The 23,556-nt window shown below is 36.5% G+C and carries 23 protein-coding genes; 2 read left to right on the top strand and 21 right to left on the bottom strand.

Annotated elements, in window-relative coordinates:
• Window positions 1-7: 7 nt before the first annotated feature.
• The 4 genes from HII32_RS06495 to hisS form a co-directional block, all read right to left on the bottom strand.
• Window positions 8-817 carry an ABC transporter permease gene (locus HII32_RS06495; RefSeq protein WP_172189542.1) on the bottom strand — a complete coding sequence of 270 codons (810 nt, stop codon included), beginning with the start codon at window positions 815-817 and terminating at the stop codon, window positions 8-10.
• A 2-nt stretch (window positions 818-819) separates the two neighbouring features.
• Window positions 820-1,992 carry a CDP-glycerol glycerophosphotransferase family protein gene (locus HII32_RS06490; RefSeq protein WP_343034673.1) on the bottom strand — a complete coding sequence of 391 codons (1,173 nt, stop codon included), beginning with the start codon at window positions 1,990-1,992 and terminating at the stop codon, window positions 820-822.
• Between the two features lie 96 nt (window positions 1,993-2,088).
• Window positions 2,089-2,964 carry a YitT family protein gene (locus tag HII32_RS06485; protein ID WP_172189540.1) on the bottom strand — a complete coding sequence of 292 codons (876 nt, stop codon included), beginning with the start codon at window positions 2,962-2,964 and terminating at the stop codon, window positions 2,089-2,091.
• Window positions 2,965-3,068: 104 nt separating this feature from the next.
• Entirely contained in the window at window positions 3,069-4,361 is a 1,293-nt protein-coding gene (gene hisS / locus HII32_RS06480) for a histidine--tRNA ligase (protein WP_172189539.1), read from the bottom strand.
• A 201-nt stretch (window positions 4,362-4,562) separates the two neighbouring features.
• On the opposite strand from hisS, the gene HII32_RS06475 reads away from it, so the two are divergent.
• On the top strand, window positions 4,563-5,399 hold the full coding sequence (locus tag HII32_RS06475; protein ID WP_172189538.1) for an N-acetylmuramoyl-L-alanine amidase family protein: 837 nt from the start codon (window positions 4,563-4,565) through the stop codon (window positions 5,397-5,399).
• A 43-nt stretch (window positions 5,400-5,442) separates the two neighbouring features.
• Here the strand turns inward: HII32_RS06475 and HII32_RS06470 are convergent, their stop codons facing one another.
• The 6 genes from HII32_RS06470 to HII32_RS06445 all read right to left on the bottom strand — a co-directional run bounded on the left by HII32_RS06470 (window position 5,443) and on the right by HII32_RS06445 (window position 10,862).
• Entirely contained in the window at window positions 5,443-6,090 is a 648-nt protein-coding gene (locus tag HII32_RS06470) for an HAD-IA family hydrolase (RefSeq protein WP_172189537.1), read from the bottom strand.
• A 17-nt stretch (window positions 6,091-6,107) separates the two neighbouring features.
• Window positions 6,108-6,554 (bottom strand): D-aminoacyl-tRNA deacylase, encoded by a 447-nt coding sequence (dtd, locus tag HII32_RS06465; protein ID WP_172189536.1) that lies wholly within the window; start codon window positions 6,552-6,554, stop codon window positions 6,108-6,110.
• 10 nt (window positions 6,555-6,564) lie between these two features.
• A complete protein-coding gene (locus tag HII32_RS06460; protein WP_172189535.1) occupies window positions 6,565-8,799 on the bottom strand; it encodes a RelA/SpoT family protein in 2,235 nt (744 codons plus the stop codon).
• Window positions 8,800-8,820: 21 nt separating this feature from the next.
• Window positions 8,821-9,564, bottom strand: a complete 744-nt coding sequence (locus HII32_RS06455) for a 16S rRNA (uracil(1498)-N(3))-methyltransferase (protein ID WP_172189534.1) — start codon at window positions 9,562-9,564, stop codon at window positions 8,821-8,823.
• Between the two features lie 3 nt (window positions 9,565-9,567).
• Window positions 9,568-10,530 carry a 50S ribosomal protein L11 methyltransferase gene (prmA, locus tag HII32_RS06450; protein WP_172189533.1) on the bottom strand — a complete coding sequence of 321 codons (963 nt, stop codon included), beginning with the start codon at window positions 10,528-10,530 and terminating at the stop codon, window positions 9,568-9,570.
• A gap of 83 nt (window positions 10,531-10,613) precedes the next feature.
• On the bottom strand, window positions 10,614-10,862 hold the full coding sequence (locus tag HII32_RS06445; protein ID WP_216655659.1) for a hypothetical protein: 249 nt from the start codon (window positions 10,860-10,862) through the stop codon (window positions 10,614-10,616).
• 206 nt (window positions 10,863-11,068) lie between these two features.
• Between HII32_RS06445 and HII32_RS06440 the strand changes: the two genes are divergently transcribed.
• A complete protein-coding gene (locus HII32_RS06440) occupies window positions 11,069-11,464 on the top strand; it encodes a hypothetical protein (protein WP_172189531.1) in 396 nt (131 codons plus the stop codon).
• 5 nt (window positions 11,465-11,469) lie between these two features.
• Here HII32_RS06440 and lepA read toward each other — a convergent pair whose 3' ends face one another.
• The 11 genes from lepA to rnpM form a co-directional block, all read right to left on the bottom strand.
• Complete coding sequence (gene lepA, locus HII32_RS06435) at window positions 11,470-13,308, bottom strand: translation elongation factor 4 (RefSeq protein WP_172189529.1); 1,839 nt, start codon at window positions 13,306-13,308, stop codon at window positions 11,470-11,472.
• Window positions 13,309-13,430: 122 nt separating this feature from the next.
• Window positions 13,431-14,567, bottom strand: a complete 1,137-nt coding sequence (gene dnaJ / locus HII32_RS06430; protein ID WP_172189527.1) for a molecular chaperone DnaJ — start codon at window positions 14,565-14,567, stop codon at window positions 13,431-13,433.
• A gap of 113 nt (window positions 14,568-14,680) precedes the next feature.
• Window positions 14,681-16,519 (bottom strand): molecular chaperone DnaK, encoded by a 1,839-nt coding sequence (gene dnaK / locus HII32_RS06425; protein WP_172189525.1) that lies wholly within the window; start codon window positions 16,517-16,519, stop codon window positions 14,681-14,683.
• Between the two features lie 22 nt (window positions 16,520-16,541).
• Complete coding sequence (gene grpE, locus HII32_RS06420; protein WP_172189514.1) at window positions 16,542-17,102, bottom strand: nucleotide exchange factor GrpE; 561 nt, start codon at window positions 17,100-17,102, stop codon at window positions 16,542-16,544.
• A 20-nt stretch (window positions 17,103-17,122) separates the two neighbouring features.
• On the bottom strand, window positions 17,123-18,157 hold the full coding sequence (gene hrcA / locus HII32_RS06415) for a heat-inducible transcriptional repressor HrcA (RefSeq protein ID WP_172189512.1): 1,035 nt from the start codon (window positions 18,155-18,157) through the stop codon (window positions 17,123-17,125).
• A gap of 122 nt (window positions 18,158-18,279) precedes the next feature.
• Entirely contained in the window at window positions 18,280-19,221 is a 942-nt protein-coding gene (gene ribF, locus HII32_RS06410) for a riboflavin biosynthesis protein RibF (RefSeq protein WP_172189510.1), read from the bottom strand.
• Window positions 19,222-19,233: 12 nt separating this feature from the next.
• Window positions 19,234-20,148, bottom strand: coding sequence for a tRNA pseudouridine(55) synthase TruB (gene truB, locus HII32_RS06405; RefSeq protein WP_172189508.1), 915 nt, complete (start codon window positions 20,146-20,148; stop codon window positions 19,234-19,236).
• A gap of 81 nt (window positions 20,149-20,229) precedes the next feature.
• On the bottom strand, window positions 20,230-20,580 hold the full coding sequence (gene rbfA, locus HII32_RS06400; protein WP_172189506.1) for a 30S ribosome-binding factor RbfA: 351 nt from the start codon (window positions 20,578-20,580) through the stop codon (window positions 20,230-20,232).
• A gap of 10 nt (window positions 20,581-20,590) precedes the next feature.
• Window positions 20,591-22,939 (bottom strand): translation initiation factor IF-2, encoded by a 2,349-nt coding sequence (infB, locus tag HII32_RS06395; RefSeq protein ID WP_172189504.1) that lies wholly within the window; start codon window positions 22,937-22,939, stop codon window positions 20,591-20,593.
• Window positions 22,940-22,943: 4 nt separating this feature from the next.
• The gene (locus HII32_RS06390; RefSeq protein WP_172189502.1) at window positions 22,944-23,261 is read right to left on the bottom strand and encodes a L7Ae/L30e/S12e/Gadd45 family ribosomal protein; all 318 of its coding nucleotides are present in this window, start codon (window positions 23,259-23,261) and stop codon (window positions 22,944-22,946) included.
• Complete coding sequence (gene rnpM / locus HII32_RS06385; protein WP_281355390.1) at window positions 23,254-23,550, bottom strand: RNase P modulator RnpM; 297 nt, start codon at window positions 23,548-23,550, stop codon at window positions 23,254-23,256. Before rnpM ends, HII32_RS06390 begins: the two co-directional genes overlap by 8 nt.
• Between the last annotated feature and the right edge of the window lie 6 nt (window positions 23,551-23,556).

Below are 23,556 nucleotides of genomic sequence, written 5' to 3'. Positions count from 1 at the left end.
CCTTGACTTAAACTAAATCCACAAATTTAGAACGGAACTTAAAGTGTAAATGTGATCCTACAAGTAAGAAGAATAGCACAAAGCCCCAAAATACTAAGTTTAAAGTCGTATTTTGCCAGAACCACGTGTGGCCCAACATAGATTCTCGAAAACCAGACACCACGTAAAAGAACGGATTTAATTGCAGAATTCTAACAATGGGTGCTGGAAATGCATCTGTTTGGAAGTTAAATAAAACACCAGACATATAAAATAGCATTCTCATAAATGATTGTAACAAAATATGGTAGTCACGAACCAAAATAGAAATAGTCGAATTAAAAATACCAAATGCTAGTAACCACGCAATCATGGCAATGAAATAATAAATCCATTGAATCCAATAAATTGTTGGGTGAACTCCATGAAGCAAACCAACCAAAATAGACACAACTAACATTGTCCAAAATGAACTTAAGTTACTAAAAATTTTAATCGTTGGTAATATGCTCACTGGAAATTTCATTTTCGAAACCATTCCAACTCGTTGGTAAATACTCTTTGAAGCATCCAGTGTAGCCCGGTTCATGTAAAACCAAGGCGTAATACCAATTACCATCCAGGCTAAATAACTAACCCCACCAGTTGCATTACCTTTTTTCAAACCAATCCCAAACACTAGCCAGTAAATACCAATTTGAATTAGTGGATAAAGATACTCCCAAACTAATCCCAGATAGTGGCTCTGATACTCTGCCTTATCAGTGTATCGAGAAATTCGAGAAATAATTCCGAAGTTGGAAACTTGCTCCTTTAGCAACATATATACTTCTTTCAAAATTAAGACTCCTTATTCTTTCTATTATTTTTAGTAACGTATTTGACGTAACGTCGAACAACTCGACCGGTCGCTTGACCATCATTATAAGTATTCCATTTTTCGTTAAATTTATTAAAATCGGTTTCTTGTCGACTTAAAATGGCCGCTTTTAACTCAGCCAACGTTTTAACTGGTTTAGATGGCAACCAACTTAAGAAATCATCTTGTATACCAGGATTTTGCTGATAACTATCAAAATCAAACATATAAAAAATAATTGATTTTGCAATTTTTAACAGACTATAATCAAAAGCTACTGACGAGTAATCAGTAATTAAGGTATCAGTCACCGTCAATAGTTCACTAGTTGATAATTGATGATAAAACCGAATTTGAGCGGTATTTTGTCGTTGTAATTCGTGTTCATGTTTTCTTAGCAACGGATGAAGTTTAATAACTACAATTGCATCAGGATCAACCGTTAGCGCCTCTGAAACTCCCTTGGGTAACTGAACACTTTTATTCTCTCGATATGTAGGAGCATATAAAATTACCCGTTTGTTTTTCAACTCTGGTGCAATGTAATAAACTCTTTCACGTGAATTTTGAATCCAGGTTTGATTCAAATAACGGTCCGAGCGTGGATAACCTAATAGCTGCATTTTAGAACTGGGTTCATGATAGCTATTTTCAAACACCGACCCCATCGCTTCAGAGCCAACAATATATTCATTGAACTGATTATACACTTGCTGAAAACGCCGCTTATCGCTGTTACTACGTCTGTTAGTTATGGGATCTTCCCAACCAAATTTTTTAATTGCGCCAGCTGCATGCCAGAGTTGAACAATTTTAGTTCGTGAAGAATGAACTAATCCACCAAGAAAAGCATAATAATTATCACAAAAGATGATTTTAGCACCCATTATGACGGGAATTAGTTGAGTAGCAAAATACAAGTTGTCATCAAATTGGATGGTTTCCAATCCAAAAGCGGCTAGATCAGTAGCCGCTGCCTCTGCTTCTTCTCGATACAACACAATAATTTGAGTCTGTTGTGGTAAACTTTGCGCTAACTGCTTAATAAAATTAACGTTATTACCAAAACTCATCAGGTACACAATTTTCTTTTTAGGTCGCCATAAATTTAATAACGACACTAATCTGATTAACCACAAATATACAGTTTTCACTATCTTCACCGCACTAACGATTTATTTTACAGCCGATATTATATCATATTCCCTTAGTTCGAACTAAATAACTTAGGAATATATTACTTTTTTAATTTAAGGTCCTGGTTCATAAAAATGACCCAGTATTTTAACGATATTAGACACGCTCGCAAATGCTTTAGGATCAGACTCTTCTAATGCTTCTTCCAACTCATTCATCTCATAACCAGAAATAACGGTAAACAAAATGGTTTTAGGATCGTGATGATAAGCTCCCTCCACATTTTTAACGATAGTAACTCCTCGACGCATATGATTTTGAATACTATCAATGACGGTATTCGGTCGATCAGTGATAATCATTACTTGCATCCGTTGTTGGTTGGTATAAGTCATATCCATAATTCGGGCATTAACAATTAGTCCTAGCACTGAGTACAAAGCGTATGGCCAGCCGTAAGCAAAACCGGCAGCAATAATGATAAACGAATTAAAGAACATATTTATTGTTCCCATGCTTCTACCCGTGCGCTTTCGAATAACAATACCCAAAATGTCTAAACCACCGGTAGAAATACCGTTTCTAAGTGCTAATCCCGTTCCAAAACCATTAACTGCCCCACCAAAAATAGCACAAATAATGGGATCATGAGTTAGTGGAATGGGATGCAACAACTGAATCATCACACTAGACATTAATACCGATAAAAAAGTAAAAGCCGTAAACTCATGACCGATTGCTTTCCAGGCTAAAATAAATAATGGCAAGTTCAGAATAAATAATCCAGCCCCAGTTGGGATTGTTACCGGTAAAAATCTACTAGATATGGTATTTAGCAATTGCGCAAAACCGGTAATTCCGGAAGAATAAATGTGTCCTGGCGTCCAAAAAAAGTTCACCGCTATCGACACTAGGATTCCGTAAATTACGGATGTCGTTGCTTTTGTAATATATGTATGGCGTTTAATAACACTACCAAAATCGTCCATTGTTTTTCATCTTACCTCACTTAATATAGTTACCTACCAAGTATAACAATTAATAAACAATATGAGTAAAAAAATCAGTTACTTATTAAGTAACTGATTTAAAATTAAATATTAAAATAATCGGTAACAACTTGTTTAAAGTTAACCATAATCTCACTTTGAGGAACTGAAACTTCCTCACCAGTGACCATTGATTTAACATTAGCCGTTTGATTTTGCATTTCCGATTCACCAATCGTAATCGTAAATTGAGCATTATTTTTATTAGCTGATTTAAACTGAGCTTTTGGTTTTCTATTGAGATAATCTCTTTCAGCAGAAATATCTTGTTGCCGTAGTGATTGAACCATCTTCATTGTAGCAGGGGAAGTCTCTTCTCCAATACCTACAATATAAGCCGTTAAAGTATTTAGAGATGGCATATCAACACCTTGAGCTTCTAATAGAAGTAATAAACGCTCAACCCCCAAACCAAAGCCAACACCAGATACTTCCGGACCACCCAGTTCTTTAACTAAACCATTATATCGACCACCAGCACAAATTGTTGTGTACCCATCACCAAGGGTCTTGGCCTGTGTCATAATTTCAAAAATAGTGTGGTTATAATAGTCTAGCCCTCGCACCATAGTCGCATCTACTTCATAATCAATATTTAAAGTATCTAATAGCAATCGAACTCGATCAAAGTGCTTTTGAGAATTCTCTGATAGAAAATCTAAAATGGAAGGTGCATCTTTAACAAAAACCTTATCTTGTGGGTCCTTGCTATCCAATACTCGCAGTGGATTTTTATGCAAACGTAACTTAGAGTCATCACTTAATTCCTCAAAATGTGGTTCTAAATAATCAATTAGCGCTTGACGGTAATCATCGCGAGTTTCTTGATCACCTAACGTATTAATAGTCAATCGTAAATCCGTCAAGCCAAATTGTTGTAATAAATCCATTGCCATAGCAATCACTTCAACATCTACTTCGGGTTCATCACTACCAAAGGCTTCTACCCCAATTTGGTGAAATTCACGGAGTCGACCTGATTGTGGGCGTTCATAACGAAACATGGACCCCATGTAAAAAAGTTTAACTGGGCGTTGATATTCCGGACCATACATTTTATTTTCCACATATGCTCGAACAACTCCAGCAGTTCCTTCTGGTCGAAGACTGATATGACGATCACCTTTGTCATGAAAATCATACATTTCTTTGGTAACGACATCAGATGTTTCTCCTGATGATCTAGAAAATACTTCAAAATTTTCAAACAATGGTGTTCTAATTTCTTGATACTGATAATTATTGAATAAATCACGGGCAATATTTTCCACGTAAGCCCACTTTTCTGACTCACCTGGTAAAATATCCGCTGTTCCCTTTGGACGTTGGAATCTCATGATGTTCCTCCTAAGTTTTAAATAAAAAAACACCCCGACGAGTGTTCGTTACGGCATAAACGTAATTTTAAAAAGTTGCGTAAAACCTTTAATATCAAGTTTTAGCCTAATAGAAATTGAATAAAATGTCAAGAATGCTTAATAAACTTGGTTCACCTTTGAAAATGACCTATAATGCAATTAAATCAATTTTCAGGAGTTATGACTTTGACAAATCTTATTAAAAAACGAGGCTTAATTATAGCAATTATAGTCACACTCTTTACACTATTAATTCTCTTAAACGTTTATTTTTCTAATTCTGTTACGGTAAAAATCAGTCAACTAAATGTCCGAAGTGGTCCAGGAGTAAATTATTCCCTAAAGGGAACTGTAAAAAGAGGTACTCATCTGCAAGTAACTGCTAAAAAAAATAATTGGCTAAAAGTGGTAGCCAATCATAAGCAAACCGGGTGGGTTGCATCTTGGCTAGTTGATAAAACCACGATTGGTCACCATTCTAAATTGGCAGAAACCACCATTGTGTTAGATCCTGGACACGGTGGTGATGATACAGGGGCACTATCTAATACCCAAAAATATGAAAAAAAATATACCCTCCAAATTGCTAAACGCGTAGCCCAGCAACTTAGAAGCCAAGGAGCTAGAGTGATCTTAACTAGAAGTACTGATAAAACCACTAGTTTAGTTTCTCGTCCAGCACTTGCCGAAAAGGTTCATGCCGATGCATTTATTAGTTTTCATTTAGATTCATCAGATGTTGCTAATTCTGCTTCAGGAGTGACTAGCTATTATTATCATGATGGTGCGTCTAAACGGCTAGCCACCAATATTAATAACCAGTTAAGATCACTACCATTACCTAATCGGGGTGTGCAATTTGGTGACTTTTTAGTTATTCGTAATAATACAGTTCCAGCAGTATTATTAGAAACTGGCTATATTAATTCCAATAGTAATTTTAAACGTATCAAAAGTATTAAATACCAAAATCAAATTGCTCAAGACGTAGTTACAGGATTAAATAATTATTTTTAAAAGAACATGGCCATCATCTTTATTAGATGACAGCCATGTTTTTTTAGTCTTTATCCGTTTGAAGCCACAATCCAAGTTCGGCCATTTGTGAAACTCTAATTTCTGGATTACCAGTTTGTACAATTAAAGCATCCGGATCAAATAATCCGGCGGCAATATTAGCGTTATGACCTGCTAAAATATCTAATTCACGGTCTCCAATCATTATAGCTGCATCCCGATTAACCGCATGTTTTTCGATTAAATAATTTAATGAATCAGGCTTAGGTTTTCTTGGGAAAGGCATATCGGCCGTGACCGCATCCGCAAATAAAACATCTAAATGATCCTTTTTTAATAATTCTTTAGCTTGATCATTTCGATGAGTTAAGAGATAATTCGCGCCGCCATGAGTAATAGCCGTTTTTAAAATATCCGGAACCCCAGCAATCGGCTTAGCCTTTTTTACCTCTTCTACTTCTCGAGAGTAATACTTTTTCTTTAATTCCTTAATAGCAATTCCATATTCAGCAGCAAATTGAATAAATGCTGTCCCTAAAGATTGTTGCCTCATTGTAGTATAAATGGAATGATCATCAATTTCTAAATCATCAATATGCATTTCAATTAGAGCCTGATGAAATGCCGCCACCATCGCTGGATAAGTATCATAAAGCGTTCCATCAAAGTCCCAAAATAGTTGATTAATCATCATTTGTTCTCCAATCGTTATTTATTATCAGTATCAAATATAATCGTTACTGGTCCATCATTAACTAAAGATACCGCCATATCAGCACCAAATTCACCAGTAGCTACTTTTATTCCGGCATTTTGTAATGATTCATTAAATTGATTGTAAATTTGTTGAGCGTGTTCAGGCCGTCCGGCTTTAGTAAAGCTAGGACGATTGCCCTTTTTAGTATCAGCATACAAAGTAAATTGAGAAATTGATAGAATCTGACCAGCTACATCCAAAAGACTTAGGTTCATTTTATCATTTTCATCTTCAAACACTCTCAAGTGACTTATTTTACGAACTAAATAATCGATTTCCTCTAATCCATCTGAATCTGCTACGCCTATTAAAAGCATAAAGCCGCGGTTGATTTTTTCTTTTACTACAGAATCAATTGAAACACTGGCGCTACTAACTCGCTGCAAAACAACTTTCATTTATTTCCCTCTATCTAAATATTCGTTCCACCATATAAACATCTTTAATTGATTTAATACTATTTGAAACCCGATCAATTTGATCAATGTTTTTAACACCAACAGTCACAGAAATAATCACTAGTTTATTATGATCAACTTTTCCGTTAATGGATGAAACGTTTTTAGTAGCATTATTAATTGCATTTAAAACATCAGCTAATAACCCGGGACGATTATATCCTTGAACCGACAAATTAACTGGATAGTTACTACCATCACCATTACTGTTACCCCAGTAAACTGGAATTATTCTTTCACCACTTTGTTCAGCCTTGGCCACATTAGGGCAACCAATTCGGTGTACCGAAACACCTCTACCTTTAGTGATATAACCAACAATCTGATCACCAGGAACCGGCGTACAACAATGACTGAGACGCACTAATAAATTATCTACTCCATCAATAACGACCCCGTCAGCCGGTTTTTTTTGTTTACCATTAACCTTATGGTCTGTTGCCTGATCGCCACTTAAAGTATGGTGTTCTTCCAGTAACTCTTTTTCAGCTTGATCTTGCCGTTGCTTTTTTTGTTGTACCCGAATATCAGCAGTCAATCGATTACTTACACCGGTTGGTTGAATATCACCAAAACCGATTGCTGCCAATAAATCGTCTGCGTGTTTATAATGCATACTCTCCGCTACTTTTTCGATTTTTTCTTCAGTAAATACCGTTTTAGGATCGAAATTAGCTTCTTGTACTTTTTTTATGATTTCAGCTCGACCAGTAGCAATATTTTCTTTTCGTTCTTTTTGGCGGAAGAATTGTTTTATTTTATTTCGTGCCCGATGAGTATGAACTAATGGAATCCAATCTCGGCTAGGCCCCGCTGAATTACTAGAAGTAATAATATCAACGATATCGCCATTTTGAACCTTAAAGTCCAATGGTACCATCTTACCGTTAACTTTGGCACCAGTGGTATGATTACCAACCTCAGTATGAACCATATAGGCCATATCTAGTGGTCCCGCCCCTTTGGGCAACTCATATACGTCGCCCTTGGGCGTAAATACATAAACCCGATCACCAAACAGCTCGCCCTTAACTCCATCCATAAAATCAGAAGCATCATCGGTATCTTCTTGCAATTCAATAATTTGTTTAACCCAATTTAGCTTACTATTATCGTTGGTTTGTTGAACTTCACCGGTGACACCTTCTTTATAAGCCCAATGAGCGGCCACACCAAATTCAGCCACTTGATGCATTTCCACCGTTCGAATTTGAACTTCTAGTGGTTTGCCTTCGGGTCCAATTACTGTAGTATGCAGTGATTGATACATATTGGCTTTTGGCATAGCAATGTAGTCTTTAAATCGTCCCGGCATTGGTTTCCACTTAGTGTGAATAGCCCCTAAAACCGCATAACAATCTTTAATGGATTTGACAATCACCCGAATGGCTAAAAGATCATAAATTTGACTAAATTGTTTATGTTGATCCACCATCTTTCGATAAATTGAATAAATATGCTTAGGACGTCCATAAATTTCAGTTTCAATACCCAAATCACTAATGGAATCCTGCACTTCTTGAATGGCATTATCAATGTAATCAACTCGTTGATCACGTCTAGAATTCATCAAATGAACAATTCGGTAATATTGCTGGGGATTTAAATACCTTAAAGCAGTATCTTCTAATTCCCATTTGATTGTCCCAATCCCCAAACGATCAGCTAAGGGGGCATATATTTCCAAAGTTTCTTTTGAAATTCGTCGTTGTTTTTCTGGCCGAAGAGAATCTAGGGTACGCATATTGTGTAAACGGTCAGCTAGCTTAACAATCATTACTCGAATATCTTTACACATAGCCAGTAATAGCTTCCGGTGATTTTCTGCTAGTCGTTCTTCACTAGATTTATACTTAATTTTACTGAGTTTAGTAACCCCGTCTACAATTAAAGCCACATCGTCACCAAATAATTTTTTGATATCATCGAGTTCTACATCTGTATCCTCCACAATATCGTGCAAAAAGCCAGCGCTAACGGTCGCTGGATCCATATGCAAATCAGCTAAAATACCGGCCACTTGAATTGGATGAGTAATATAAGGCTCACCTGATTGCCTTTTTTGATTTATGTGGGCATTAGCAGCGTAATCATAGGCTTTTTGAACTTCTTTAACATGTTCTTCGTTCATATATTCAGCTACTTTAGCTAATACCTGATCAGCAGTCCATTCTACTTTTACCATTATCCTCATCCCTTTCGTTGTTTAATTACGCATTAACTCTAACATAACAGAAACTGCGCTTAGAAAATATAGTGGTGCCGTTTCTGTTCGTAAAATACGAGGACCTAGTCCGGCCGCAATATAACCATGATCAACTAGCTTATTTACTTCTGTATCGGTCAACCCACCTTCAGGACCAAAAACACTTACGATGGTTTCATTCGGTTGGATTTGTTGTAAAACTTTAACTAACGCTGCTGTCTCGCCTTGTTTAGCCACTTCTTCATAAGCAACTATTTTCTGATCAAATGATTCTTGAAACAATGCATCCCAATCAGCTAAATAATCTACCTTAGGAATTACATTTCGGTGTGACTGTTCAGCAGCACTTTGGGCCACTTCTTGTAGCCTACTAATTTTTTTAACACTTTTTTGATTCCACTTAACAATTGACCGTTGCATCGGTAAAAAAATAATGCGATGAACGCCTAATTCTGTGGCCTTTTGAACAATCAATTCCGGTTTACTTTGTTTAGCCAACCCCGAAACAATAGTCACATTCACCGGCAGTTCGACATTGTTTTTTTTATTTTCAATTATTTGAACAATATGATTATCCGCATCAATCAATTTGGCTACAAAAAGAGTTTGATTTTTTTCTGAAACTAATTCTAATTGATCGCCTACCACGGCTCGCATTACTTTCACAAAGTGATGAGCAATGTCATTCGGTAGTTTAATTTGATCTCCTAGTGTTAAATTTTGATTTATAAAATAATGTTGCAAAAATTAACCCTCATCTGGATTAGGCTTTTGTGCAATCACACCATACCAGTCTTTCATCTTACTTGTTTGAATAATTTTAAAACCTTGTGCTTTCATTTCACTTAAAATCAAATCAATCTTATCAGCAATTATTCCAGATGTCACAAAGTAACCACCATCATTTAAGTTATGCCAGGCTTGAGGAATTAGTGGCACAATGATTTCAGCCAAAATATTGGCAACCACTAAATCTACATGTTTATTGATGCCATTCAATAAATCATTAGCCACTACTTCAATAGAAGTTGCTTGGGGATTTAAATTAATATTTTTTTGAGCAGATTCAACAGCAACTTCGTCCAAATCAGTTGCAAAAATGGTATCCACTCCCAACAATTTAGCTGCAATACTTAACACACCGGATCCGGTTCCAACATCAATCATTGATTCGCCGCCCATAACTACTGTTTCTAGTGCTTGCAACGTTAATTGCGTAGTTGGATGAGTTCCTGTACCAAATGCCATTCCAGGATCTAACCTGATTACTTGTTCATGTGGTGATTGAATTTGATAATCTTCCCATTGAGGTACTACCGTCAAAAAATGGGTAATTCTAACTGGATGATAGTATTTCTCCCATTCAGTGGCCCAGTCTTTATCATCTACTGCTACAATACTAACTTCGGCTTTACCCGTATTTAGGCCCACATGTTTTAACGCTGTGACCTTTTCACGAATTAAGTCTACTTGTTCTCTAATATTGATATTTTCTGGGAAATAAGCCGAAATCATTGCTCCAGATTCAATATGAATCAGCTTAGTTGGATCAATAATTTCACCATAATCACCATAACGGCCTGCCTTTAGTTTGGCATAATCAGCCGCGTCTTCAATTGATAGGCCGCTTGAGCCTAATTCCATTAAAATATTAGAAACTGCTTCTACAGCCTCACTACTAGTTTGTACAGTTATTTCGGTCCACTTCATTTGTAAAGGTTCCTCTCAAACGTTATTTACTTTAATTATACAAAAAAAGCATCCTAATGAGATGCTTTTTTAAAATTTGATACTTATTTGGATGTTTGATCATCATGAACTTCTGCTTCATGACGCAACAAATGCCCCTCCAAGTAACTTAACAGTTCTGTTTCACTATCAAATACTCGAGGATGACGTTGCTTGTGTAACCGTAAATCAATTTCTTTGATTCTTTGTCGGCCAGTCCATTTATGATCATAACGAATAATTAAGCGGTTATCTAATTTTTCACGACCAAATTTAAAAATATAAATATTAGCCGGGGTAAAAAGTGGCCGCATATATTCTTTTTTATAATGATAACCGTTTTCGGTTAAGAAGTGTTTTGTTCTTTCTAAAATAGTGGACGCCTCCCAACAATGATTTATATTTGTATTATTATATAACTTCCGACAAGGAAAAACGAATTAATGTTATGATAAATAAAATAACTCAAATTGAGCTAAATTTCCAGTTAAATTTTTGCTGCTAGAGGAGCTGCTTGAAAATGATTCCATTTAAAATTACTTTTATAAATAAAATTAAACGAGATACTGTTGAAATTTCTTATACAGCAACAACCGAAAATGCCCAAAGTAATATCATGTTTAAAGGTAGTCAGGTCTTTTATCGTGAATACCTTAATCCAGTCGCTATTGCTAATGGCTGGGTTGCTATTCGGGCCATCATTAACGTTTTAAACGCTACCCCAGCTAATTTAATTTTAAATCAAGTTTCATTAGCACAATCTCCCAATCGTGAAGTGCTCAACTTACCTTCACAAAAAGATTTTGAAACTCAAATTACAGAAAATCATTTAATTAATCGTGTCTTAAACCACCAAGATGATAATCATCAAATTATCATTGACACAAAATTAATTCCAGAACTCAGAATTGGTTAAGTGGTCTACTTATCACTTTTTTCGTCATCGCCGGTTTGAAGAACTGACATAAAGGCTGCTTGTGGAATTTCCACCTTACCAACCGATTTCATTCGTTTCTTACCACGTTTTTGTTTTTCCAATAATTTAGCTCGACGATCTGGATCACCAGTATGAATTTTAGCAGTAACGTCCTTTCGATAAGCCTTGATATTAGTTCTGGCAATGATTTTAGAGCCAATAGCTGCTTGAACTGGAATTTCAAAGTTTTGACGTGGAATGATAGTTTTTAACTTAGAAGTAATATCTCTTCCTCGTTTATCAGCGAAATCTCTATGGGTGATGAAACTTAAAGCATCAACTTTTTCGCTGTTAAGCAAAATATCAATCTTAACTAAATCACTAATCCGATAGCCGGCCATCTCGTAATCCAACGAAGCATACCCTTTTGTGCTGGATTTTAATTTATCAAAAAAATCAAAAATAATTTCAGATAAAGGCATGTAATAAATGACATTAACCCGATAATCATCTAAGTATTCCATTGTATCAAATTGTCCCCGACGTCGCTGGCATAATTCCATAATAGCCCCAACATAATCATTAGGAACCATAATGGATGCTTTGACATATGGCTCCTCGATGTTTTTCATTTCAGAAGCTTCTGGCATTTCCGCCGGATTTTCGACTAATTTAACGCTACCATCAGTCATATTAGCTTTATAAGTTACTGAGGGTGCTGTTGTAATTAGATCTAAGTTAAATTCTCTTTCCAGTCGTTCTTGAACTACATCCATATGCAAAAGGCCTAAAAAGCCCACCCGAAAACCAAAGCCCAACGCTTGTGAAGTTTCAGGTTCAAATTCCAAAGCTGCATCATTTAATTTTAATTTTTCTAAGGCTTCACGTAAATCATCAAACTTAGCATTATCAGTAGGATACAATCCAGCATAGACCATTGGATTCATTTCACGATAACCTGGTAATGCTTCAGCAGCAGGATCATTTGCATTAGTTACTGTGTCACCCACACGGGTTTGCGTAATATCTTTAATACTAGCAGTGATATAACCAACGTCACCAGACATTAAGTAATCACGTTTAACAGGACCCGGGGAGTTAACCCCCACTTCAGTAACTTCATATTCACTGCCACTATTCATTAATCTGATTTTATCGCCAGGTTGCACTGTACCTTCAAACAACCGCACACTTAAAACGACTCCGCGATAATCATCATAAATTGAGTCAAAAACTAAAGCTTTTAAAGGTGCGTCTAATGATCCCGTAGGTGCTGGAACCTTGTGTACAATCTGTTCTAATAGTTCCTCGATACCAATTCCTTTTTTAGCACTAGCTAAAACAGCATCAGAGGCATCAATACCAATCATATCTTCTACTTCTTTTTTTACTCGATCTGGTTCTGCAGATGGTAAATCAATTTTGTTAATAACTGGCACGATTTCAAGATCATCATCTAATGCTAAATAAACATTAGCTAAAGTTTGTGCTTCTACCCCTTGAGCAGCATCAACTACCAGTACAGCGCCTTCACAGGCAGCTAAACTTCTTGATACCTCATAAGTAAAATCCACATGACCCGGAGTATCAATTAAATGAAATTCATAGTCATTACCATCTTTGGCGTGGTAAGTTAACTCCACCGCATTTAACTTAATAGTGATACCGCGTTCACGCTCTAAATCCATATTATCTAATAACTGATCCTTCATATCTCGCTTGGGAACCGTATCCGTTAGTTCCAAAATACGATCAGCTAAAGTTGACTTACCATGATCAATGTGAGCGACAATGGAAAAATTTCGAATATATTTTTGGTGCTCGCTCATTTTTTCTAAGTCCATTTTGTCAATCTCACTTTCATACTTATTCAGTTTATTATACCAATCAAATCAGCATTAATAAAGAAGACCACTCTTTAATTAACAAAAAAGTTTAAGGATAAATTTCCTTAAACTTTTTATTTTTATCTTTTTTTCAATTTATCAAAGAAGTTACCGCCCTTACCATTGCCAGTAGTTTCCCCACTTGCCTTAGCAAATTCGGTTAATGCTTCTTTTTGGGCTTTATTAAGCGATTTAGGTGTTTGAACCGTAACCGTGACTCTTTCATCACCATTACCATTACCACGGAGCTTAGGTGCTCCCTTGCCCTTTAGTTTGAAAGTAGTCCCTGTCTGTGTTCCAGCAGGAATATTCAAATCTACATCACCATGAACTGTTTTAACTTGAACATGACCACCTAAGGCAGCGGTAGCAAAACTAATGGGTTGCTTAAAGTAAATAGTAGCACCATCACGTTGAAAATCTTTGCTGCCTCGAACTTCGAAGACAACGTATAAATCACCATACGGGCCACCATTATCACCAGCTTCACCTTGGCCTTGAAGACGCATTTGTTGACCGTCTTCAATTCCTGCAGGAACAGTCACTTCAACTTCATGTCTTTCGTCTACTTTGCCACGGCCACCACAAGTTGGGCATTTTTCTTTAATTTCTTTACCGGTACCATGACAAACTGGACATTCTTGTCGGCTCTGCATCCGTCCCAATGGTGTATTAGTTTCAACCGTTACAAAACCATTTCCCCCACAATTAGAACAAGTTACTGGTGAAGTTCCTGGTTTAGCCCCAGAACCATCACAAGTTTTACATTCAGCCTCACGATTGTACTTAATTCGAGTCTTTTTACCAAAAATAGCTTCTTCAAATTGCAAAGTCATTTGATATTGTAAATCACGACCGCGTCGGGGAGCAGTTGGATCAGACTGTTGTTGACCGCCACCAAAAAATGAACTAAAAATGTCATCAAAGCCAAAGCCACCGCCAGCACCACCAAAACCACCAGCACTAGAACCGCCACCGAATCCACCAAATCCTTGAGGACCTTCAGCGGAACCGTATTGGTCATAATTAGAACGTTTTTGGGGATCTCCTAATATTTCGTATGCTTCAGTGATTTCTTTAAACTTCGCTTCCGCATCTGGAGCTTTATTTATATCTGGGTGATACTTCTTGGAAAGTTTTCGATAAGCTTTTTTAATTTCAGCATCACTAGCATCTTTGGAGACGCCCAGAATTTCATAATAATCCTTATTTGCCATGCGTAACTCCTATCTATATAAATAATCACAAATTTACCTATGCTAGAATAGCACATTTAGATAAAAAGCCAAAGCTCAATGGCCTTGGCTCTTCATCAATAATTATTTAATGATTACTTCTTGTCATCATCATTTACTTCACTGAAATCACCATCAACGGTATTGTCATCACTGGCTTTATCGTCGGTTGAAGCACTATCTTTTTTGGCATCTTCAGATTGTTGGTAAAGTTTAACGGCTAAGTCTTGAACAATCTTGCTCAATTCATCCTTCTTAGTCTTCATTTCATCAACGTTGTTATCTTCACGAGCCTTCTTTAATGCATCCTTGGCATCATTAGCCTTCTTGATTTCATCATCAGAAACTTTGCCCTTAACTTCATCTAAGGTCTTATCAGTTTGGAAAATCAACTGATCAACTTCGTTATTCAAATCCGCAGTTTCTTTACGTTTCTTATCTGCTTCTTCGTTTTCTTGAGCTTCTTTCATCATACGATCAATTTCAGCATCATCTAATCCTGAAGAATCTTGAATGGTAATTTTTTGTTCTTTACCAGTTCCCTTATCTTTAGCAGAAACGTTAACGATTCCGTTCTTATCAATATCAAAAGTAACTTCGATTTGAGGAATTCCACGTGGTGCAGCTGGAATATCAGTTAATTGGAATTGACCTAAAGTTTTATCATCAGCAGCCATTGGACGTTCACCTTGAAGAACATGGATATCAACGGCTGGTTGATTATCAGCTGCAGTTGAAAATACTTGAGACTTGCTAGTTGGAATAGTTGTGTTTCTGTCAATTAACTTAGTGAACACACCACCCATAGTTTCAATACCTAATGATAATGGAGTAACGTCAAGTAATACAACGTCTTTAACATCACCAGTGATAACACCACCTTGAACAGCAGCTCCTAAAGCAACAGCTTCGTCAGGGTTAATAGAACGGTTAGATTCTTTACCAGTCCATGATTTTACAGCTTCTTGCACAGCAGGAATACGAGTAGAACCACCATTTAAGATTACTTGATCAATATCAGATGTTGAAAGTCCCGCATCTTTTAAGGCATTGTCAAAGGATACCTTAGTCTTTTCTACCAAATCAGAAGTTAACTCATTGAACTTAGCTCTAGTTAAAGTAGTTTGTAAATGTAAAGGACCATTAGCACCGGCAGAAATAAATGGTAAGCTAATTTCAGTTTCAGTTACGCCAGACAAATCCTTTTTAGCTTTTTCAGCAGCATCTTTTAGTCGTTGCAATGCCATCTTATCTTGAGATAAATCAACACCATTTTCGGCCTTAAAGTTTTCAATCAACCAATCCATGATGCGTTTATCAAAGTCATCACCACCAAGGTGGGTATCACCATTAGTTGAAAGTACTTGGAAAACACCGTCACCTAATTCAAGAACAGAAACATCAAAAGTACCACCACCAAGATCGTAAACCAAGACTTTTTCATCTTTATCTTGTTTATCCAAACCATAAGCTAAAGCAGCCGCTGTAGGTTCGTTGATGATTCGTTCCACTTTTAAGCCAGCAATTTTACCTGCGTCTTTAGTAGCTTGACGTTGTGCATCGTTAAAGTAAGCTGGAACAGTAATAACTGCCTTTTCAACAGTGTCACCCAAGTAATCTTCAGCAAAGCCCTTAATATATTGTAAAATCATTGCTGAAATTTGTTGTGGTGTGTATTTTTTACCATCAACATCAACAGTATAACCTTCTTCACCCATGTGACTCTTAATGGAAACAACGGTGTTAGGATTAGTGATTTCTTGGCGCTTAGCCACTTCACCAACTTGTGGTTGACCATCTTTAAAAGCAACTACTGAAGGAGTAGTTCTTGATCCTTCTGGATTAGGAATAATTTTAGGTTCGTTACCTTCCAATACGGCAACTGCTGAGTTTGTAGTACCTAAATCAATACCAATAATTTTATTACTTGCCATTTAATAGACCTCTTCCTCTTTTTTATTGAGCGACAACGACCATTGCTGGACGTAACACGCGATCTTTTAATTTATAACCAGATTGAAGCACTGATACAACTGTGTCAGCAGGATGATCGTCATCGGCTGGAACAGTTTGAATAGCTTGACTAAAATGAGGGTCAAATGGTTTATCAACAACCTCAATCATTTCAACACCATTATCTTTTAAAGCCTTTAGTAGATGATCGTTAACCATAGCAACACCTTTTTTCAGTTGTTCGCCACTTTCATCATCCACTTCAACTTGTAATGCTCGATCTAAATTATCAATTACCGGTAAAATATCGTGAGCAAGTTGTTGAGCCCCATATTTAATCAAATCTGCTTGTTCTTTTTTGGCGTGAGCTTGCATATTTTTGATTTCAGCTTCTGCCCGAAGATACTTATTTTCCATTTCATCTAACTTAGTTGTTAATTCAGTCACTTGATCGTCATTGTCACTTTGATTGTCAGTCACTGCTTCATCAGATGAAGTGTCTTGTTTAGTAGTATCATCTTGTTTATTATCTAAATCTTCTGTGTTATCGACTTGGTCAGCCAAACCATCGCCTCCCCATATTATTAATTACCGTTTTCATAATATCCCAGTAATTTATTTGCTAATTCGGTTCTTAAAGCACCAACAATACCAATTACCTTAGAATAAGGCATCCGTGTTGGTCCTAAAACTGCAATCATTCCATGACCGTATTCCTTTAAATCATAAGTTCCAGTGATTACACTATAATCTTTTAATAAATCATTGCGTAATTCTGTTCCAATCATGACCTGTACAGAATCTGGCTTTGGTTTGACAATTTGTGCAACACCATCACCAGCATCAAGAAAACTGTAAAGCGGTTTTAAATAATCAATATCTTGACGTTCAGCAAACTTTAATAAATTTAACTTGCCATCAACATGAACCCGATCCTTATTAATATCAGTTAACATCTGACCAAACGTCGCTAGAAAAGCATCTGGTTTAGCAATATACTTTGCTAATAATCCTGGCAAATCATACTGTAATTTGTGGGATACTTCAGTTAGCGGTTTACCAATCAATTGATCATTTATGATTCGTACCAATGTTTCTAGTTGTTCACTAGTGACATTGCCTAACGGAAAAACTTGATTTTCAACATGACCATTTTCTGTAATTAAAATTGCCATTACCTGTCGCTCATCCAGTTTGACCAGTCTAAAACCACCTAAGGTAGATGCTTTTGTTTGTTCCGGATTAAACGTTAGTGCCGTGTAATTAGTCAAATCTGATAATACTCTGGCGGATTCTTGAATAATTTCATCAATACGATTGAAATTACCCTGAAATGAATTTTTGATCATATCTTCCGCATTATCTTCAAGAGGACTGGGTTCGATGAGATTGTCAACATAGTAACGATATCCTTCCATTGAAGGTACCCGACCAGAAGAAAAATGAGTCTTATTAATTAGACCATGTTCCTCTAATGCCGCCATTTCATTACGGACAGTTGCCGAACTAACATGAGTCATCAATTCATCAGCCAAAGCCTTTGAACCAACTGGCAAACCAGTATTGGTATAATCACGGACGATAATTGATAGAATTGCCTTTTGTCTATCTGTTAACATCTTATCACCTCTTTTTAGCACTCGTTATCTCTAAGTGCTAAGGCACATTTATAATTTACCAAACCCATAGATATTAGTCAAGAATAAACCGCCTATTTTTTAGCAATTAATTTAATTGAGTGCTAATTATTAGCAAAAAACCTTCGAGTAGCCGTTTCATCCAGTTTTAATTGATTAATTAATTTATCAACATCAGCAAATTTCACTTCTCCTCGTAGCCAATCTAACCAATAAATTGTGACATTTTCACCGTAAACATTTTGGTTAAAATCCAATAAATTAATTTCAATTGTAACCGGATGATCATCGTAAAAAGTAACGTTTTTACCAATTGACGCCATTCCTTGATAATAATTGTCACCTATTTTCACCTTGGTTACATAAATACCAATACCCGGCAACCATTTTAGTGGATCAACCGCAACATTAATCGTGGGAAACCCAATGGTTCTACCAACCTGTTCGCCATGGACTATCGGACCATTTATTGAAAATGGTCGTCCCAGCAATTGTTGCACTGTTTTAACATCTCCTACATCCAACTTTTCTTTAACACTAGTTGAGCTTACTTTTTGCTCTCTTAATTCTAGCGGTGGAATAATAGAAATTTGAAAACGTCCGTTAGCGTACTTCGAAAGTTGTTCCATAGTAGCTTCTTTACCAGCACCGTATGTATGGTCAAAGCCGGCCACCACTTCTTCAGCGTTAAATCTCACTATATAGTTGTCTACAAATTCTTGCGGAGTTTGATCTTGAAAGGCATAACTATAATTTATTAAAAAAACCTTATCGATTCCTAATTGTTCAATTAATTTCATTTTTTCATTTGGTAACGTTAAATACCGACGATCATGTGGAGATAAAGCTCCATAAACCATTTGAGGATGATGATCATACGTCAAAACAGCTGATTTAATGCCTCGTTCTTTAGCCTTATTTACCGCAGCCTTAATGACTTTTTGGTGTCCCAAATGAACGCCATCAAAAAAACCCATCGCTAAAACGATTGGATCTGCAAATTTAGTTTGATTATTAATTGGGTGGTGTATTTCAATAATTTCCATTGACTTAGACCTCTAATTGTTATGAATAAACATTTTATATGGTCGATAAAGTTGCTTGCTTCGATCGAACTGATATAGAGCTAATAATTCATCATGATAAATTATTCGAACAATTTTATTATTGGTTGACATTGATTCCAGCGGCGTAATGAAACCACCATTTTTTACTCGTTGATAACGATCTTCGTCAAGTATCATTGCTGGAAAGGCACTTAAAGCCTCGTTCAGTGGTTTTAATACCTCCGTTAAACGCTCTTCATTCATTGCTGCTTGTACTTCTGCTAACGTATTGGTTTCATTGATTGTAAAACCACCACTTTTAATTCTGGTTAAGCGACTCATTACGGCTGGAACACCAATCAACTTGCCAAAATCAGAAGCTAACGTTCTTACATAAGTACCTTTGGAGCAACTTACTTCAAAATATATTGTTTGCTGTTGTTTTTCAGCATCATATTCTGTAGGACGAATCTGGGTAAACGAATCAATTTTGATGGTTCTAGATGATCGTTTAACCTCGATTCCTTCCCTGGCATATTCATAAAGTTTGCGGCCATTAATTTTAACCGCCGAGTACATTGGTGGAATTTGTTGAATTTCACCAGTTAGTTTTAACAAAATAGCATTAATATCCGCATCTGAAAATGGTTTTGTGATCGGCAAAGTTTCAATTATATTGCCAGTAATATCCTCCGTATCGGTAGCTAAACCTAGGGTAATAGAACCCTGATAAGTTTTACCAGAGTTCATTACAATTTCACTAATTTTAGTAGCCTCTCCCACACAAATTGGTAAAACTCCATCAACATCTGGATCTAAAGTTCCCGTATGGCCAATTTTTTTGGTATGCAGAATTTTTCTCAACGCACTTATACAATCAAAACTGGTCATGCCTCGTTCTTTAAATAACGCAATTACACCATTCATTTATTGTTACTCCAATCCGTTTTCATGAAATAAATTATAGCACAAAAAAGCCCCCTAATATTATTATAGGGGGCTTTTTAGCTACTGTTTAGAGTTCAATTCGTTTAATAATCGATCGATATTATCACCGTATTTAACTGAATCATCTCGTTGAAATTTAAGTTCAGGAGTTTTATAAATACTTAAACGTGAACCCAATTCCTTTCTGATTAAGCCAGTGGCTTTTTCCAAACCAGCGGCTGTTTTTTCACCGTCGCTAGCTTTATCAGATAAGATACTGTAATAAATAGTTGCTTGTTGTAAGTCACCAGTGACTTCAACACCAGTAACTGTAATTCCTTGAACTCGTGGATCACGAACTCGTTTTAATAAGATATCGTTGACTTCTTTTTGAATTTCTTGTTCTAGTCTTCCTACTCGATATTGGGCCATAAAATCACTCCTATTTTACTGGAACTTCTTTCATAACATATGCTTCGATGACATCGCCAACTTTAATATCATTATAATCTTGGATAGTTAAACCAAGTTCAAAGCCTTGTTTAACATCATTAACGTCATCTTTGAATCGTTTCAAACTATTTAAAACACCATCATAGATAACCACACCATCACGAATCAAGCGAACTTTACTGTTCTTACCAACGTGGCCACTAACAACCATCCCGCCGGCAATGGTACCAACTTTAGAAGCTTTATAAAGTTCACGAACTTCTACTTCACCAGTAACTTCTTCTTCAAATGTTGGTTCAAGTAATCCCTTCATTGCTGATTCAACTTCATCAATAGCATTGTAAATAACTTGGTGAAGACGAATATCAACACTTTCAGATTCAGCTTGAGATTTAGCTTGAGGAGTTGGACGAACATTAAAACCAATGATAATTGCATTACTTGCAGCAGCTAAGGCTACATCACTTTCATTAATCGCACCAACACCAGTATGGATAATGTTAACCTTAACACCCTCTACATCAATCTTTTGTAGACTGTTTGCCAAAGCTTCAACTGATCCTTGAACATCAGCCTTGATAACAATATCCACAGACTTCATTTCACCCTCTTTAAGGGAATCGAACAATGTATCCAAGGTTACGCGATTATTTTTACGACGTTCTTCCATTTGGGCTTCTTTAGCACGAGCTTCACCAGCGGCACGAGCACTCTTTTCGTCATCAAAGACAACAAAACGATCCCCAGCTTCTGGCACTTCATTTAAACCAGTGATTTCAACTGGAGTTGATGGAGTTGCCTTCTTCAAATCACGACCACGTTCATTAGTCATAGTTCGAACACGACCAAAAGTATGGCCAACAACAATTGGGTCACCAACGTGCATCGTTCCTTGTTGAACAAGCAATGTAGCAACTGATCCTTTTCCTTGATCCAAACGGGCTTCAATAACTGATCCTACCGCTTTTTGATCAGGGTTAGCCTTTAATTCTAGGACTTCTGCTTGAAGAACAATCATGTCTAATAATTCATCAATATTTTTACCAAACTTAGCAGAAATATTAACAAAAATGGTGTCACCACCCCAGTCTTCAGGAATCAAGCCATATTCGCTTAATTGTTCAGTAACGTGGGCTGGATTAGAATCTGGTTTATCAATCTTATTCACCGCAACAATAATTGGTGTATTAGCAGCCTTGGCATGATTAATGGCTTCAATAGTTTGTGGCATAACACCATCATCTGCCGCCACAACTAAGACCGTAATATCAGTAACGTTAGCACCACGAGCCCGCATTTCAGTAAAGGCCGCATGTCCTGGGGTATCTAAGAAGGTAATCAAGTCGTTACCATGACGAACTTGGTAAGCACCAATAGCTTGAGTGATTCCACCGGCTTCACCATCGGTAATATGAGAGTGACGTAAGTGATCTAGTAAGGTGGTCTTACCGTGATCAACGTGTCCCATGATTGTAACTACTGGTGGTCGTTCTTCCAAGTGAGTGGTATTAGCCATTTCTGCATCAAATAAGTTATCAATGTCAGAAATATTTTCCTCAATTTTTTCTTCGGCCTCGATACCATAATCCGCAGCTAAAATTTGAATTGTATCAGCATCAAGTGACTGGTTTTGGTTAACCATTACCCCTAGCATGAATAATTTTTTTACGATTTCAGCTGGTTCACGATGCAAAATCTTACCCAAATCTTGGGCATTCATACCATCAGAATAAACCAATACCTTTGGTAATGGCCGTTCTTTTCTTACAGACACGGTATGTTCAGTTTCACGAAGTCGCTGATTTTTTTGCTTCTTTTGTCGTTTGTTTTGTTTCTTATTATATTTTTTACCATGGTGATTATTATTATTTCTATTTAAACTACCACCAAATCGGCCACCGCTATTATTATTGCGACCTTGGTAATTGGAATGAGCTTGGCTGCTTGAATGGTTACTGTTATTCGTACTACTTTGACTATTGGAACGATTTTGGTTATTTGAATGGTTTTGGCTGTTCGAACGGTTTTGATTACTTGAATGATTTTGGTTATTCGAACGGTTTTGGTTATTGGAATGACTTTGAGTATTTGAACGGTTTTGATTATTCGAATGGTTTTGATTATTGGAACGATTTTGACCATTAGAATGACCGTTATTGTTAGTTGATTTTGACTTACTTTGGTTAGCAAACATTTTTCTGATTTGCTTTTCTTGTTGATCATCTACTGAAGCCATGTGATTTTTAATATCCAATCCGGCTTGGTTAGCATCATCAATGATTTGCTTACTTGAGACGTTCAATTCTTTTGCTAGTTCATAGATACGCTTTTTCCCCATATCATCACTCTCCTTTTTGATTATGAATAAGGGTGATTATCTTCTTAGCCATTCCAGTGTCGGCAACGCCAATAATTGAACGTTTTTGTCCAATTGCTGAGCTAAGTTCATCCTTAGTGTACCCGCTAAACATCGGTACATGGTAATAATTTGCCTTATCGGTAAATTTCTTTTTAGTACTTGCACCAGTATCCGACGCAATAAATAAAAAGTTAACTTGATTTTTTCTAATAGCAGCTAAAACAATATCTTGACCAGTTACTATCTTTTGAGCACGCCTAGCCAATCCTAAAAAATTTAAAGTGGCCTGTTTATCATTCATTTTCAAACAGCTCTTTTCGGGCTTGTAAATGATCAACATAAGCAATTAATTCATCATAGAATTCATCACTAATAGCGACAGAAAAGGTTTTATCCAAGATATGGTTAGTTTTGGCTTTTTTAGCATTGTCAACGTTAATTGCAACGTAGGCTCCGCGACCTGATTTTTTACCAGTTTCGTCAATGGAAACACTGCCATCACTATTACGAACAACTCTGACTAGTTCCTTTTTAGGTGCCATTTCACCAGTGACAACATCTTTGCGCATTGGTACTTTACGATTTTTCAATCCAAA

This window comes from Lentilactobacillus kribbianus (genome assembly GCF_013184075.1).
In the GTDB taxonomy this organism is placed as follows: Bacteria; Bacillota; Bacilli; order Lactobacillales; family Lactobacillaceae; genus Lentilactobacillus; species Lentilactobacillus kribbianus.
This window is presented reverse-complemented; position numbering and strand designations above follow the sequence as displayed.

Bases quoted from the DNA above. Each gene is read 5' to 3' on its own strand.
- HII32_RS06485 (WP_172189540.1), bottom strand. From the start codon at position 2,964: ATGGACGATTTTGGTAGTGTTATTAAACGCCATACATATATTACAAAA.
- hisS (WP_172189539.1), bottom strand. From the start codon at position 4,361: ATGAGATTCCAACGTCCAAAGGGAACAGCGGATATTTTACCAGGTGAG.
- HII32_RS06475 (WP_172189538.1), top strand. From the start codon at position 4,563: ATGACTTTGACAAATCTTATTAAAAAACGAGGCTTAATTATAGCAATT.
- HII32_RS06470 (WP_172189537.1), bottom strand. From the start codon at position 6,090: ATGATTAATCAACTATTTTGGGACTTTGATGGAACGCTTTATGATACT.
- dtd (WP_172189536.1), bottom strand. From the start codon at position 6,554: ATGAAAGTTGTTTTGCAGCGAGTTAGTAGCGCCAGTGTTTCAATTGAT.
- HII32_RS06460 (WP_172189535.1), bottom strand. From the start codon at position 8,799: ATGGTAAAAGTAGAATGGACTGCTGATCAGGTATTAGCTAAAGTAGCT.
- prmA (WP_172189533.1), bottom strand. From the start codon at position 10,530: ATGAAGTGGACCGAAATAACTGTACAAACTAGTAGTGAGGCTGTAGAA.
- HII32_RS06445 (WP_216655659.1), bottom strand. From the start codon at position 10,862: ATGCGGCCACTTTTTACCCCGGCTAATATTTATATTTTTAAATTTGGT.
- HII32_RS06440 (WP_172189531.1), top strand. From the start codon at position 11,069: ATGATTCCATTTAAAATTACTTTTATAAATAAAATTAAACGAGATACT.
- lepA (WP_172189529.1), bottom strand. From the start codon at position 13,308: ATGGACTTAGAAAAAATGAGCGAGCACCAAAAATATATTCGAAATTTT.
- dnaJ (WP_172189527.1), bottom strand. From the start codon at position 14,567: ATGGCAAATAAGGATTATTATGAAATTCTGGGCGTCTCCAAAGATGCT.
- dnaK (WP_172189525.1), bottom strand. From the start codon at position 16,519: ATGGCAAGTAATAAAATTATTGGTATTGATTTAGGTACTACAAACTCA.
- hrcA (WP_172189512.1), bottom strand. From the start codon at position 18,157: ATGTTAACAGATAGACAAAAGGCAATTCTATCAATTATCGTCCGTGAT.
- ribF (WP_172189510.1), bottom strand. From the start codon at position 19,221: ATGGAAATTATTGAAATACACCACCCAATTAATAATCAAACTAAATTT.
- truB (WP_172189508.1), bottom strand. From the start codon at position 20,148: ATGAATGGTGTAATTGCGTTATTTAAAGAACGAGGCATGACCAGTTTT.
- rbfA (WP_172189506.1), bottom strand. From the start codon at position 20,580: ATGGCCCAATATCGAGTAGGAAGACTAGAACAAGAAATTCAAAAAGAA.
- infB (WP_172189504.1), bottom strand. From the start codon at position 22,939: ATGGGGAAAAAGCGTATCTATGAACTAGCAAAAGAATTGAACGTCTCA.
- HII32_RS06390 (WP_172189502.1), bottom strand. From the start codon at position 23,261: ATGAATGATAAACAGGCCACTTTAAATTTTTTAGGATTGGCTAGGCGT.